Here is a 14035-nt window from a genome sequence, read left to right on the forward strand (position 1 = left end):
TAAAGCAAGCAGGCCCGCTTCTGAAAGCGAGCCTGCTTGCTGTTTTTAACGCGAAAGACGCTGCAAGAATAAAATCTTTACAGAAAAGAACCGTCAAAACGTTCCTCATTTCAAAGAGTTATAGACGAATGTGATAGGTCGCAGAAGCTCTGCAACGTCCTCTGCAGCCGGGTTTCTTCTATAATATAGGGTCTTGCACATTCCGAAATAATCGGGCTTTAATATCGTCCACACCGGTAAATCTATCTAGTCATTCTTCAAACCTCGAACATATCCTATGATGAGAACGATTCAATAGAGCACCTGTTGCTGCCCCCCGTTATCCTGTAACGGGGCTTTTTTTCGTAGGATTATAGATTTATTACTCCGTGCGATCCCGCTCCATTCCGGAAGCCGGACGTCCTATCCCTTCTTCACAGGGAGCACCCGCCATATCTCGGAGGCATACCGGGCAATGGTGCAGTCACTGGAGAATCGGCCCGAATGTGCGATATTGACAATAGCGCTCTCCGCCCATCTTCTTGGATTGACATAGGCTTTTTCCACAGCTGCCTGTGCCGTGAGATAGGCATGAAAATCCTTCAGCACGAAATATTCGTCATTATGATCGAGCAGCGCCTGGAGAATGCGGCCAAATGGCCGGCCGTGACGGCTGAAGGGACTCGGGTAAGCCAGTTGATCCAGCACGCGGGCGATCCGGGTATCCTGATCATAACAGGCTCTTGCAAAATACCCGCCGGATCGGGACAGCTCAAGCACCTCCTCGGCTCGCAGCCCGAACAGAAACATATGCTCCTCCCCGATCATCCGGTACATCTCCACATTGGCCCCGTCCAGCGTTCCAATCGTCAACGCCCCGTTCATCATGAACTTCATGTTCCCCGTACCGGAGGCCTCTTTCCCTGCGGTCGATATTTGTTCACTGACATCGGCAGCCGGAATGATCTTCTCGGCAAGGGAAACGGAATAATTTTCGAGAAAGAGCACCCGCAGCTTATCATTCACCTCCGGATCCCGATTGATGACATCGGCCACCGCATGGATCAGCTGGATAATGCTTTTCGCCAAATCGTATCCCGGCGCAGCCTTCGCTCCGAATATAACCGTACGCGGAACACGAGGAACCGTCGGCCGCTCCTTCATCTCATTGTAATCATGCATCACCCTCAAAATGTTTAACAGCTGCCTCTTGTAACCGTGAAGCCGCTTGACATGAACATCGAACAAGGAATCCGGATCCACCCGGACTCCTTGCCTGGCTGCAATAAAGTCCGCGAGCCGCCGTTTATTGTCCTGCTTAATCCGCATGAGCCGTTCCTGGAAGGCGGCATCCCGCTTATAGGCTTCCAGCTCCCGCAGGGCTAAGGGATCGTTGATCCACTCCGTGCCGATCGCGGAGCTGATGAGCCGCGTTAGTCCCGGATTGCTGTGAATCAGCCAGCGCCGATGAGTAATGCCGTTCGTCTTATTGCTGAATCGCTCGGGGTACAACTCGTAGTGATGCTTCATGACATCCGTCTTCAGCAGCTCGGTATGCAGCCCGGCGACGCCGTTAATATGATAGCTGCCCCAAGCAGCTAAATTTGCCATTCGGATCTGATCCCCTTCGATGATCGCCAGCTCCGATATCCGCTCCATCTGCTGGGGATATCGGGCCAGCAGCATACCGCAGAAGCGCTTGTTCATCTCCTCAATGATCATATAAATGCGGGGCAGCAATTCCCGGACCATCCCCGCCGGCCATTTCTCGAGAGCTTCGCTCATCAGCGTATGGTTCGTGTAAGATACCGTCCGATGGGCCACTTCCCAGGCTTCATCCCAGCCAAGTCCCTTGTCGTCGATTAGAATTCGGATCAGCTCGGGGATTACGAGCGTAGGGTGTGTGTCGTTAATGTGAATGGCGGCATGCTCCGGCAGCTCCCTGTACGGAAGTCCAAGCTTATCAAATGTTCGAAGAATGCTCTGAACGCCTGCACTGCATAGAAAATATTGCTGTTTCAAACGCAGCAGCTTGCCCTCGTAGGATTTATCGTCCGGGTACAGAAACTCCGAAATCGACTCCACCTGACGGGCGTATTCCAGATACCGGTAATACCCGCTTTGATGGCTCAGGCGAATGGCTGCGGAATCGACGGTCGCTTCGGCGCTCCACAGCCGCAATGTATTCACTTGCGACTCGCCGTAACCGATCACCGGCATATCGTACGGCACAGCCAATATTCGCTCATCCTCCACGGTATCAAACACCGTTTTGCCATCACGCTCCGAAATCTCCACACGACCCCAGAAGGAAATCTCCACCGCTTTATCCGCTCGCCGCTCCTCCCACACGTTTCCATCCCGAAGCCAATTATCGGGCAGCTCCACCTGCTCGCCGTCCATAATACGCTGCTCGAACAGCCCGTATCGGTACCGGATGCCGCAGCCGTGTCCCGCATAGCTTAACGAGGCGAGCGAGTCCAGGAAGCATGCGGCCAGCCTTCCGAGCCCCCCGTTGCCGAGACCGGCATCCGGCTCCTGTTCCTCAAGCTCCTCAAGCTCCCAGCCGAGCTCCTTCAGCCCGCTGCGGACGATGTCCAGCAGTCCGAGATTGAGCAGATTGGCGCCCAGCAGACGGCCGATCAGAAATTCCATCGAAAAATAATACACCTGCTTCTGCTTCGTATCCCGGTACGTCCGATTTGAAGCTGCCCACTGGCTTCCGACGAATTCGCGAATCATGCCGCCGAGAATTTTGTAGGCATCCTCGGCTGTAGCCTCTTCAAGCCCTTTTCCCAAACGGCTTACCAATAGCTCTGTAAAGACCTGTTTGAACGCTTCCTTGTTGTTAAACAAATGAAATCCTCCTGACGGATCCGTAATCAATACAATGCGGAAGGCTTATGCAATTGCGGCGACCGTACCTATATATATGCGTGTATATGCGGAGTAAGCCTAACTCTGACTGATAAACCCCGCGAGCAAGGGAATTTTCAGAGCAATGGAATATTTGCCGCCAGAACATGAATAACCGCCCTGTCTACGACAGCTTGAGCAACAGTCGTAAACGGGCGGTCTTGGCAAACGGACACGTTAATCGCTCTGGATCAGGGGCGCTTCCGCACAGCGAAATAGCTTGTGCCATCCCCTGCATCCAGCTGCTCCGCGTGGCCGCGGGATACGAGCTCGGCAAGATGGGCAAGCGCTTCGCACATGGCGAAGCGCAGCTGATGGATGCCGAGCTTATCGCCGAAGAGGGCGGTGCATACCTCGAAGGCGGTGAGTCGCCCGGCAGCGCCAAGCATGCCGGCGATGTCACTCAGCCGCTCCTCATGGTGAAGGAGGAGCGCATCAATCCGTTCACGGAAATGCGTGAACGGGTGACGGTGTCCGGGATACGCCGTCCGGACATGCAGTTCCCGCAGGCAGCGCAGCCCTGCAAGGAACGAAGCCAGCGGCCGGGGATCGCTTCCCGGCAGCAGGCTCACGTTAGGCGATATTTGCGGGAGCACGGCATCGCCGCATAACAGGGACCCGCTGTCTTCGTGGAAGAATGAGAGGTGGCCCGGCGCATGACCGGCCGTCTCGATCGGCAGCCATAAGCGGCCTCCCATGCGCAGCGGCACCCCTTTATGAAGAAAAGACACCTTCGGCTGGGGGGTCACCTGGGGAAAGAAGCTGTTCAAATGCCCCGGCAGCTCCGCAAGCCTCGCCTCCGGCATGCCGTGACGGCGGAAATACGCAGGGAGCACCCGATCCATGCTCGAGTTCGTCCCCCACATCAGCCCGGCCTCCTCATGGGCCCGCTGCGACATCCACACGTCAGCCCCGGACCGTTCTTGGAACCAGCCGGCCAATCCGTAATGATCGGGGTGATGATGGGTCAGCACCACGCTAGCGATGTCCCCGAAGCCGATACTCAGACTGGAGAGGGCGTTCAGCCACTCCTGCTCCGAGTCAGCCGTACGCGGGCCCGGGTCCAGGATGGTAACCCCTTCTTCCCCCTGCAGTACGTAGCTGTTCACCCAGCGAAGCGGATTGGCCAGCGTAATTTTGACTTGAATCAGCTCGTGCTCATCCAAACGGCAAATATCCGGATGGTCTCCCTTGCGATTGTTATTCATACAGATAAAAAACCTCCATCGGTCTGTCGCTTCGACTCCTATCCCTACCATCATAAGCCCGTTCCCAACATGGACACAAGCTTGGGCTTACCATCGCATGAACCCAAGCAATTTAAAGGTGCGCTTCCCTTGATCGTCTCGGCCCGCTGAAGGATACGGGCCGATGTGCAGCCACGCAATTTGAATCATCTGATGTACATCTATTTGCTGTCAGGGATTGGAGATCAGCTTTACCTGCTGGAGGCAGCAGTCTCCCTTGCCCGGCGAACGGCCTCATCCGCCTTCAATGGAAGCTTAATCCCGTCCTCGCCCATCCACTCCACCTCGCCGGAGGCGGCCCCGCGGCCAATGATCAACCGCAGCGGCGCGCCTGCCAGATCGGCATCCTTGAACTTGACGCCGGCCCGCTCATCGCGGTCATCCAGCAGCGGTTCAAGACCGGCGTTTGCAAGCTCATGGTACAGCTGTTCGGCGAGACGCATCTGGGCTTCATCCTTGACCGCTATCGGGATAATGTGCACCTTAAACGGAGCGATCGCCATCGGCCAGACGAGCCGTCCGCCGGAAATGCGCTGCTCGGCGACCGCTGCCATGACGCGGGACACGCCGATTCCGTAGCAGCCCATAATCAGCGGCTTCTGTCTCCCGTCCGCGTCCAGGAACATCGCGTTCATGGACGCGCTGTATTTGGTGCCAAGCTTGAAGACATGCCCGAGCTCGATGCCGCGATGAAACTGCAGCCGTCCGCCGCAGCGGGGACACGCATCCCCCTCGGTCGCATTGCGGAAATCGCCAGTATGCGCAAGCGGAAAATCCCGGCCGGGACGGACGCCCGTAAGATGGGCATCGGCTTGATTGGCACCCGTGACTCCCTCGGAAATTGCGGCAACGTCACGGTCGACCAACAGCTTCAGCGATAGCCCGACAGGGCCGGCATATCCGATCGGAGCTCCCGTAGCCTCCGCCACCTCTTCTGCGCCTGCCAGCTCCACGCTCTCGGCCTTTAGGTATCCCTTCACTTTTAGCTCATTCACTTCCCTGTCGCCTCGGACGAGCACCCCGACCAGTTCATCGTCGGCTCGGTAGATCAACGTCTTGATCACCTGTTCAGGGGCGATCCCCATAAAAGCGGTGAGCTCCGCGATCGTCCGAACGTTCGGCGTCCGAACCAGCACCGGTTTCAAAGCGTTCCGGCCCTCAATCTCCGCGTCAGGGGCATTCGCGGGATACTTCATCTCAGCCCGCTCCAGATTGGCGGCATAGCTGCATACGCTGCAGGAGACGATGGTATCCTCCCCGATATCGGCAAGCGCCATAAATTCATGGGTCTCCCCTTGTCCGCCCATCGCCCCCGTATCGGCTTCAACCGCCCGGAACTTCAGGCCGCAGCGCTTGAAGATGCGCTCATACGTTTCGTACATGATCCGGTACGATCGATCGAGGCCTTCCCAGTCCTTGTCGAAGGAATATGCGTCCTTCATTAAGAATTCCCGTCCCCGAAGCAGGCCGAATCGCGGCCGGCGCTCGTCGCGGTATTTCGTCTGAATCTGGTATAAATTCACCGGAAGCGAGCGGTACGAAGCGATTTCCTGGCGCACGATCGAGGTGATGACCTCCTCATGCGTCGGTCCGAGTACAAACTCGCGTTCATGGCGATCATGCAGCCGGATCAGCTCCGGCCCGTACACACCGTATCTTCCCGATTCCCGCCACAGCTCGGCCGGCTGCATCGCGGGCATCAACAGCTCCTGCGCGCCGGAGGCATCCATCTCCTGGCGCACGATCTCTTCAATGTTGCGCAGCACGCGCCGCCCAAGCGGCAGATAGGAATACATCCCGGCCGCGCTTTGACGGATATAACCTCCGCGCAGCATCCATTGGTGGCTCAGCGCCTCCGCCTCGGACGGCACGTCGCGCTTCGTGTTCATGAGCAGTCGGCATTGCTGCATGTCCATCATCCTCCTTTATTTCGTAGCGTTCGTGAACGAATACCTGATAGGGCCCGACCAACAGCGGCAGCCAGGGCTGAATCGATCGGGCAAATATAAAAAGCACATTCATCCCAAAGGGACGAATGTGCTCGTGGTACCACCCTAATTCAACCTTCCGAAATAGCCAAAGAGCGGTCTCGGAAAGATCCTTATCCTCGGCTGTAACGGGCCGTGCCGGCACCGGCTTGCTTGCACAAGGCCAGGGCAACTGCAAGGTAGGAAGCATGCAGCCTTGCGAGCGAAGCCTTTCAGCCGTGGGCCTCTTCTCTGTCTCGCCGGATCCTGCGGACTTATGTCCTTGGTCATCGTTATTTTCGCGAACATTTATTTCCCAATACATTACAGCCAAGTCGCCTGTCATGTCAAGCAGGTTAAGCTTTCAGTTCAAGCTTCCTTAATGAGCAAGATGGTCCAGCACCTGGCGCAGAATGCCGATGACATGCTCATCCTCATATGTATAGTAATACGTGTTGCCGTCTCTCCGGTATTTGACCAGCCGCAAGCTTCGAAGATAGCTTAGCTGGTGGGATACCGCAGACTGGCTCATGCCGAGCACCTCGGCGATATGACCCACGGGGCATTCCTCTTGGGACAGCAGATGCAGAATCCGGATCCGCGTCGGATCCGATATCGCTTTAAGCAGCCGGGACGCTTCCATCGCCTGCTCCTCATGTAGAAGCTCATGGTGTTCCTTTTCCATTCCTTATCCCCTCTTTCTGAATCATCATCGCTCGCACAACCTCGCGGGCGTCCCGGCCGACGCCGGCCAGCAGTGATGAGCCGCGGTGCGTTTGCCAAGGCAATCCGACATAATACAATCCCTCGATCGGACCGACGCCGCGCGTATGGACAACCTTCCGGTTTGCATCCAGCGCCCCATCCACCTGCAGCCAGCCGTATGATGTAACGTAGCCTGTCGCCCAAACGATGTTCCGGACCGTCAGCCGGGAGCCATCGGCGAATTGAATGCCGGCAGCCCCGGCATGGACGGCTCTCGTTTTTAACACCACTTTACCGCACTTCACCGCTTGTTTCAATTCATAGCCGAAGATCGGATCTCTTTGACGCCGTAATCGTTGTCCTGCCCAAGAAGATGAATCGGCTCTCAAAATGCCCGCGAGATCCAGCCACCAGAACAGGCTGCGGCCGAAAAGCGACATAGGCAAGTACCGCGGCTGCTCAGCCAGTGCCAGGTAAGTTTCACGGGTATCGGCCAGCTCCGCCGCAATTTGGGCTCCGCTGTTGCCGCCGCCAACGACGAGCACCGGCCCGTCTTGAAGCTGTGAAGGCTCTTGATAGGCAGAGGAGTGGAGCTGCATAATGTCCCTCGGCAGATGCAAAGCAAAATCGGGAACTCTCGGCTGCTGGAACGGGCCCGTCGCCACAATCAGCACACGTGATTGGAATACTTCACGCTCGGTATGGATCAGGAAGGTCCCTTCCTCCTTCCGGACAGCGACCACTTCGCTCCCGAACCGAATCGGCAGCTCGAACTTCGCGGCGTATTTTTTCAAATAAGCAGCCATCTCTTGTTTGTTCGGGAAGCCGATGGGATCCCCTTCAAGCTTCAACCCGGGGAGAACGCTGTGGGTTCGCGGGGTGAACAGCTTCAACGACTTGTAACGCGAGCTCCACATTTCTCCCGCCTCCCTCCCCCGGTCCAATATGAGAAAATGCTGCCCTTCCCGCTTCAGCCAATACCCTGCCGCCATTCCAGCCTGTCCTGCCCCTATAACGATTGCATCATAAATCATGTCCGGCTCACCTCATCGATAAAATGGAATCATATTTTGATCGTATGATTATTTATATGAATAATTGCTCATATAAAGATATATCATGGATCATCATTCCCCGCAATCCCAATCCACTATTACTAGTCCATAATGACGCCAGGTCCACCAGGTCCATAATGTCGGGTCCACCATAATGCCAGTCCATCATGATGCCAGTCCATCATGATGCCAGTCCGTCGTAATGCCAGTCCGTCGTAATGCCAGGTCCACCATGATGCCAATCCATCATGATCCCAATTCTGCATTAGAAACGTCATATAATCTAATCGTCAAGCCGTCCTCTTCCGTGGCAACCGACCAACGATCCAGCAAAAGAGGAAGTATGGGTGATCCGGTAATATCCGAATGGAATCTGAATAGAAAAAATTTCTTCTGCCAGTTGACAATAGAGCGAATCGGTCATACTATAGGCGTAAAGTTGCTTTAAGGAAACAATATATGCTCGGACCAATTTAATAGGGAGAGGTTAAACTTTATGGACGAGACTAATATTTTGCAGCATTTGCATCAGGCGTCTCTCGGGGAACGTTTCCTGATTGAGCGAGTCGATATACAGGGTGAGCTGAAACGCAGGCTTCTGGACCTGGGCTTTGTTCCGGGGGCCGTCATTGAAGTGCTGAAGGCGAGTCCGCTGGGAGATCCCATCTCTTATAGAGTAGCTGGTACGGTCATCGCATTGAGACAAGAGGAGAGTCAGTTAATCTGGGGCAAGGTGATGCCGTCATGAGAACTTATACGATTGCGCTGGCCGGGAATCCGAATACGGGAAAAAGCACGCTGTTCAACGCTCTCACCGGCCTCAAGCAGCATACCGGCAACTGGTCGGGCAAGACGGTAAGCTTGGCCAGCGGCTATTACGAATACAAGAATTCCCGTTTCCGGTTCATCGATCTGCCGGGAACGTATTCCCTGTTCTCCAACTCTGCGGACGAAGAGGTAGCCCGCGATTACATCGTCTTTGAGAAACCGGACGTGACGCTGCTGGTGCTGGACTCGACGGCGCTGGAACGCAGCCTGAATTTGGCGCTTCAAGTGCTTGAAATGACGGACCGGGTGATCGTCTGCCTCAATCTGATGGATGAGGCGAAGAAGAAAGGCATTAAGGTTGATGCAGGCAAGCTTGCGCAAAAACTCGGCGTTCCGGTTATCCCGATATCCGCCAGAAACAATGAAGGCCTGGATACGCTGTCCGAGCAGCTGCTTCTCATGTGCACCGGAAGCATTCGGACGACTCCTTACCGCATGAAGTATAACGAACGGCTGGAGGAAGAAATCGCCAAACTTGAGACGGAGCTGAAGCTGATCGTTGGCGATGAGTATCCGGCAAGATGGCTGGCGATCCGTTTTCTTGACGGGGACCGGAAGCTGATCGACACATTGAAACAGAAACTTGCCGCTTCGGATAGAGGGGGAATGATTTATGGAGCAGCTAAAGCGCTTGGAAGCACTAACCGGTAGCATTCCTGCCGACCAGGTGGATGACGTCCGGGAATCGATCGTCGGGGAATTGTTCAAAAAATCCAGAGAGCTGTGCGCCGAAGCGGTCACCGTCACGGATCGCGAACGATTGTACCGTTCAGAGCGCCTGGACCGGATATTCACCTCCAAGCTGTGGGGGTTCCCGATCATGCTGGCCATGCTCGGCGTTATATTTTACCTGACGATTGCCGGAGCCAATGTCCCCTCCTCCATGCTGTCAAGCTTCTTCGGCTGGATTGAAGGCTATCTGACGGCGGCATTCGAAGCGGTTCACGCTCCGGATTGGCTGCATGGGATATTGATCCTTGGATTGTTCCGCGGCACCGCCTGGGTCATCAGTGTCATGCTGCCGCCGATGGCGATTTTCTTTCCGGTGTTTGCCCTGCTCGAGAACTACGGATATTTGCCTAGGGTTGCCTTCAATCTCGACCGCCTGTTCAAAAAATCAGGCGCTCACGGCAAGCAATCCCTCACCATGGCTATGGGGTTCGGCTGCAACGCCGCAGCGATTATGTCAACCCGGATTATCGAATCGCCGCGCGAGCGGATGCTGGCCATCCTGACCAATAACTTCGTGCCATGCAACGGACGCTGGCCGACGCTCATTCTGCTGGCTTCCCTGTTTATGGCTGCAGGTTTTTCAGGGGGCGTGCAGACGCTCGTAACCGCATCGGTTGTTATGGGCATGGTTCTCTTGGGGATCGTTGTTACGCTGACGGTGTCGTGGATCTTGTCCAAAACGGCGCTCAAAGGCGTTCCTTCCCACTATACCCTGGAGCTGCCGCCCTACAGGAAGCCGAAAATACTGAATACCATTCTGCGGGCAACGCTCGACAAGACGCTCTATGTTCTGCGCCGAGCCGTTATCGTTGCCGCGCCGGCAGGCGTGCTCACCTGGATTCTGGCGAATATTTATATCGGGGATACGAGCATTCTGCTTCACTTCGTCCAATTCCTGGATCCGTTCGCCAAGGCGCTCGGATTGGACGGCTTCATTCTGATGGCGTTTATCATCGGACTGCCCGCGAACGAAATCGTGCTGCCGATCCTCCTGATGGGGTACTTGGCAACCGAGTCGCTGACCGAGGTGGAGAACATGTTTGCTTTGAAGCAGATTTTCGTGGATCAAGGCTGGACCTGGCTGACGGCGCTGAATATGATGCTGTTCTCCCTGCTTCACTATCCGTGCGGCACGACCTTGTTCAATATTTGGAAGGAAACGAAAAGCCTCAAGTGGACCTTCCTGTCCTTTGCCATTCCGACGGCCATTGCGATTCTGGTTACCTTTATTGTCGCCCAAGCCGCGCGAGCGCTCGGGTGGGTCTGATACACCAAATCTGTCATGGTCAACGATATCAATGCCGCAGCCCGGTCTCTCATTCTGAGACCGGGCTGCTTAATATGTGACTCTACTTGTCACCCTTTAACAAAACGCATGCAATTATCCCTTCACCGAACCGGCTGCAATGCCTTCCACAATCCGGTCGCTCAGGAAGAGGAACATCAGCAGAATCGGCAAAATGCTGATCATCAGCGTCGCGCCGATGGCTCCCCAATCGGTCGTATACTGCCCGATAAAGTTCTGGACCCCCACGGTCAGCGTCTTGAACATATCCGAGCTGATGAACGTGTTCACGAAAATAAACTCGTTCCAGTTATAGATCATGTTGATGATTGCCGTCGTGGCCAATACCGAGCCTGTCATCGGAAGCACGATCCGGAAGAATACGCGGTGAACCGAGCAGCCATCCATGACTGCGGCCTCCTCCACTTCCCTCGGCAGCGTATAGTAAAATCCGAGCAGAATCATGATCGTGATCGGCATATTGAACGCCACATACGAAAGAATGAGCGACACCGGATGGTCGGTCAGCCCGGCTTTGTTGAACAGGCTGAACAACGGAATCAGCGTGGAGTGAACCGGGATCATCATCGCAACCATGAATAAGCCGAGAACGAAGGAGCTGCCCTTCCACTTCATTCTCGTTATGGCAAACGTCACGAGACTGCCCAGCATAATCGTCAATACGGTGGCGGCGACGGTAATCCAGACGCTGTTCAGAAAATACACGCTGATGTTGCCCGCGCTCCATACCTTTTCATAGTTCTCCCAGCGCGGATTCATCGGCAGCGACAATGGCGGCAGATCGAATACTTCCTGGTTGTTCTTCAGCGAGAACAGCAGCAGCCATACGAGCGGAAACAGCTGGAATACCGCCACTCCGATCAGCACGACATACAGCAGGGTGTACCCCAGCTTACGCGCACCCCCGCCGCCAGATCGGGATGGACGGCTCCGGAGCTGTCCTGCGGCTCCTTGAATCATGAAACATCCCTCCTTATGAATATTGGATCGTATCTTTGGTTGCCGTTAATTTCCGAATGACCCAAGTCACCAGCAGACAGATGACCAGCAGGAAGAAGCCGATGGCACTCCCATAACCGAAATCATAAGCGCGGAAGGCCGTATGGTACATATAGGACGCCATAACCTCGCTCGCGCCGTTCGGTCCTCCGTCGGTCATAACAAAGATCAAGTCGAAATATTTCAAGGAGCCGACGACGGCGAGTACAATCGTTACCTTGATGACTTCCATGATAAGCGGCAGCTTGATCCGAAATGCAATTTGCAGCGAGGTCGCCCCGTCGATCTTCGCCGCTTCCACCAGCGATGCCGGGATGTTCTTGAGGGCGGCGTAATAGATCAGAATGTAAAAGCCCGCATACTGCCACAAAATCGGGATGAACAGGGCGTACAGCACCAGCGAAGGCTCGGCGAGCCAGGCCGGCGGGTTCGTGATCCCGATCGACTCCAGGAAGCTGTTCACGATCCCGTTCGTCGGATGGTACATGCGAAGCCACAGCTGCGCTATGGCTACGGAAGACAGCAGCATCGGAATCAGATAGATTTTGCGGAACAGGCCGGCGCCTTTAATCTTTGAGGACAGCACCATCGCCACAGCCAGGTAAACGATCAGGCTGAGCGCGGAGAATACCGCAAGCAGCAGCGAGTGCCATGCGCTGTCCCAGAACTTGCCGTCGGACAACAGCGCCTGGTAATTGTCCAGCCCGATAAACGTCATCGCGCCGATGCCGTTCCACTCGTTCAGGCCGTAAAACGCCGTAAGCACGATTGGAATATACACGATCGCCATGATCACAAGCAAAGCCGGCAGCACGTACAAGGCAATGACTTTTTTATTGGACATTACTTTATCCAAAGTTATCGACTCCTTTCCCGAATCGGTCCTCCAGGAAGCATTTATCCGGCATCGCTGCCGGATAAATGGGATTCCCAGTCTCTTGGTTGCCTGATCGTCTTATTTCCCTTTGGATACGGCCTTGTCGTGCTCATCCGAGAAGTTCTCCGGCGTGACCGCTTTGCCGAAGAGGGCCTGAATCATATTCAAATGCGTCTCGGCGGCATTCGCTTCCATCTGGACATCCGCAAACAAGGTAATGCTGCTTGCCTGGTTCATTTCGTTGAACAGGTCGATATACAGCTGCGGAAGCTCCAGCGATGCGGTATCCACCTTCGTTGCCGGAATGACGCCCGCGCCGGTCACCGATTGCTCGCCCCATTTCGTGACGAAGTATTCCACGAATTTCTTCGCTTCCTCCTTCACCTTGGAGTCCTCGGAGATGAACAGTCCGACGCCCGGACCGCCAACCCAGCTGTTAATGTCGCCTTTGCCGCCATCCACCGTCGGGAATTTGAAAAATCCGACGCTGTCGCGGAACTCCTGCGGAATCTCTTCATTGGTCGTAAAGTTCGGCAGCTCCCAGGTTCCCATCATATACATGGCGGCTTTGCCGTTCAGGAATTCGGATTTGGCCTCTTCGTTGGACAAGCCGTTGAACCCTTTAACAAAAGCATTGCCGTCGACCAGCGACTGAATTTCTGCGGCAGCCTTCACAAGAGATTCGTCCTTAAACGATACGTCGCCGCTAATCGCGCTCGCCAGCGTGTCCTGTCCGCCGATCCGGTCGGCGAGGTACATATACCACAGGGAGCCGGTCCAGCGGTCCTTATTACCCAACGCAATCGGTGCGATTCCGCTATCGGAGAGCGTTTTCACAATCTGCTTGAATTCCTCGTAGCTCTGCGGCACTTGCAGGTTATACTGTTCAAAAATCGCTTTATTGTAGTACACCGGAGCGATGTTGAACTCCAGCGGCAGCGCATAGGTCTTGCCATCGATCGCATAGGCCTCCGTCGTACCCGAGACGAATTTTCCGTTCAGCTCGCCGCTGAGCAGATCATCGACAGGCGCGAACAGATTGCCTTCCACATAAGGCTTTAAAAATCCGGCAGCCCATGTTACGCCGACATCCGGCAGCTCATTCGATGCAGAAAGCACTTTCAATTTGTTCTTGTACTGCTCGTTATCCAGAACCTCCTGCTTGATCGTCACGTTCGGATTCTCATTCTGATAATCCTCGATGATCTGGTTAACGATCTTGTTCTGGCCCGCGGATACGCCGGCCGGCCACAGATGCATGAAGTTTACGGTTACTTTCTCTCCCTCGCCGCTGCCGCTGCTTTTATCGCCGCCGGCCCCTTCGGTACCGCCGCCCGATCCGCAGCCTGCCGCAAATACAGCCAGGCACAATGTCAGAAGAAGAACTGTCCATTTTTTGTTGAACACGTTTCCAACCCCTTTTT

Annotated in this window: 12 protein-coding genes; 3 read left to right on the forward strand and 9 right to left on the reverse strand. The window is 55.1% G+C overall.

The features are described 5' to 3' along the window. Positions 1-402: 402 nt before the first annotated feature. The 6 genes from NST44_RS28365 to NST44_RS28390 form a co-directional block, all read right to left on the reverse strand. The gene (locus tag NST44_RS28365) at positions 403-2835 is read right to left on the reverse strand and encodes a glycogen/starch/alpha-glucan phosphorylase (RefSeq protein ID WP_340901225.1); all 2433 of its coding nucleotides are present in this window, start codon (positions 2833-2835) and stop codon (positions 403-405) included. A gap of 251 nt (positions 2836-3086) precedes the next feature. Further along, entirely contained in the window at positions 3087-4103 is a 1017-nt protein-coding gene (locus NST44_RS28370) for an MBL fold metallo-hydrolase (protein WP_340901226.1), read from the reverse strand. Positions 4104-4333: 230 nt separating this feature from the next. Beyond that, complete coding sequence (locus NST44_RS28375; protein ID WP_340901227.1) at positions 4334-6052, reverse strand: proline--tRNA ligase; 1719 nt, start codon at positions 6050-6052, stop codon at positions 4334-4336. Between the two features lie 436 nt (positions 6053-6488). Continuing rightward, the gene (locus tag NST44_RS28380) at positions 6489-6794 is read right to left on the reverse strand and encodes an ArsR/SmtB family transcription factor (protein ID WP_007130770.1); all 306 of its coding nucleotides are present in this window, start codon (positions 6792-6794) and stop codon (positions 6489-6491) included. Then, complete coding sequence (locus NST44_RS28385; protein WP_340901228.1) at positions 6775-7848, reverse strand: flavin-containing monooxygenase; 1074 nt, start codon at positions 7846-7848, stop codon at positions 6775-6777. The genes NST44_RS28380 and NST44_RS28385 overlap by 20 nt, the downstream gene beginning before the upstream one ends. A gap of 122 nt (positions 7849-7970) precedes the next feature. Then, positions 7971-8111: a hypothetical protein gene (locus tag NST44_RS28390; RefSeq protein WP_340901229.1), complete on the reverse strand. Its 141-nt coding sequence runs from the start codon at positions 8109-8111 to the stop codon at positions 7971-7973. Between the two features lie 254 nt (positions 8112-8365). Here NST44_RS28390 and NST44_RS28395 point away from each other — a divergent pair, with 254 nt between their 5' ends. From NST44_RS28395 to NST44_RS28405, 3 genes are read left to right on the forward strand one after another with little or no spacing between them, the layout of a single operon-like run. After that, positions 8366-8617 (forward strand): FeoA family protein, encoded by a 252-nt coding sequence (locus tag NST44_RS28395; protein WP_007130772.1) that lies wholly within the window; start codon positions 8366-8368, stop codon positions 8615-8617. Continuing rightward, entirely contained in the window at positions 8614-9348 is a 735-nt protein-coding gene (locus NST44_RS28400; protein ID WP_340901230.1) for a FeoB small GTPase domain-containing protein, read from the forward strand. The genes NST44_RS28395 and NST44_RS28400 overlap by 4 nt, the downstream gene beginning before the upstream one ends. Then, the gene (locus tag NST44_RS28405) at positions 9311-10696 is read left to right on the forward strand and encodes a nucleoside recognition domain-containing protein (protein ID WP_340901232.1); all 1386 of its coding nucleotides are present in this window, start codon (positions 9311-9313) and stop codon (positions 10694-10696) included. Before NST44_RS28400 ends, NST44_RS28405 begins: the two co-directional genes overlap by 38 nt. 114 nt (positions 10697-10810) lie before the next feature. Here the strand turns inward: NST44_RS28405 and NST44_RS28410 are convergent, their stop codons facing one another. The 3 genes from NST44_RS28410 to NST44_RS28420 all read right to left on the reverse strand — a co-directional run bounded on the left by NST44_RS28410 (position 10811) and on the right by NST44_RS28420 (position 14018). Next, positions 10811-11695: a carbohydrate ABC transporter permease gene (locus NST44_RS28410; protein WP_007130775.1), complete on the reverse strand. Its 885-nt coding sequence runs from the start codon at positions 11693-11695 to the stop codon at positions 10811-10813. A gap of 13 nt (positions 11696-11708) precedes the next feature. Then, the gene (locus NST44_RS28415) at positions 11709-12590 is read right to left on the reverse strand and encodes a carbohydrate ABC transporter permease (RefSeq protein ID WP_028406781.1); all 882 of its coding nucleotides are present in this window, start codon (positions 12588-12590) and stop codon (positions 11709-11711) included. A gap of 99 nt (positions 12591-12689) precedes the next feature. After that, positions 12690-14018, reverse strand: a complete 1329-nt coding sequence (locus NST44_RS28420) for an extracellular solute-binding protein (RefSeq protein ID WP_340901234.1) — start codon at positions 14016-14018, stop codon at positions 12690-12692. Positions 14019-14035 lie beyond the last annotated feature (17 nt).

This window comes from Paenibacillus sp. FSL W8-0919 (assembly GCF_038003785.1).
Taxonomy (GTDB): domain Bacteria; phylum Bacillota; class Bacilli; order Paenibacillales; family Paenibacillaceae; genus Paenibacillus_AQ; species Paenibacillus_AQ lactis.

What these genes read in the sequence shown, in the direction of transcription:
- NST44_RS28400 (WP_340901230.1), top strand. Translation starts at nt 8,614, where the DNA reads ATGAGAACTTATACGATTGCGCTGGCCGGGAATCCGAATACGGGAAAA.
- NST44_RS28370 (WP_340901226.1), bottom strand. Translation starts at nt 4,103, where the DNA reads ATGAATAACAATCGCAAGGGAGACCATCCGGATATTTGCCGTTTGGAT.
- NST44_RS28410 (WP_007130775.1), bottom strand. Translation starts at nt 11,695, where the DNA reads ATGATTCAAGGAGCCGCAGGACAGCTCCGGAGCCGTCCATCCCGATCT.
- NST44_RS28375 (WP_340901227.1), bottom strand. Translation starts at nt 6,052, where the DNA reads ATGCAGCAATGCCGACTGCTCATGAACACGAAGCGCGACGTGCCGTCC.
- NST44_RS28405 (WP_340901232.1), top strand. Translation starts at nt 9,311, where the DNA reads ATGGAGCAGCTAAAGCGCTTGGAAGCACTAACCGGTAGCATTCCTGCC.
- NST44_RS28385 (WP_340901228.1), bottom strand. Translation starts at nt 7,848, where the DNA reads ATGATTTATGATGCAATCGTTATAGGGGCAGGACAGGCTGGAATGGCG.
- NST44_RS28380 (WP_007130770.1), bottom strand. Translation starts at nt 6,794, where the DNA reads ATGGAAAAGGAACACCATGAGCTTCTACATGAGGAGCAGGCGATGGAA.
- NST44_RS28395 (WP_007130772.1), top strand. Translation starts at nt 8,366, where the DNA reads ATGGACGAGACTAATATTTTGCAGCATTTGCATCAGGCGTCTCTCGGG.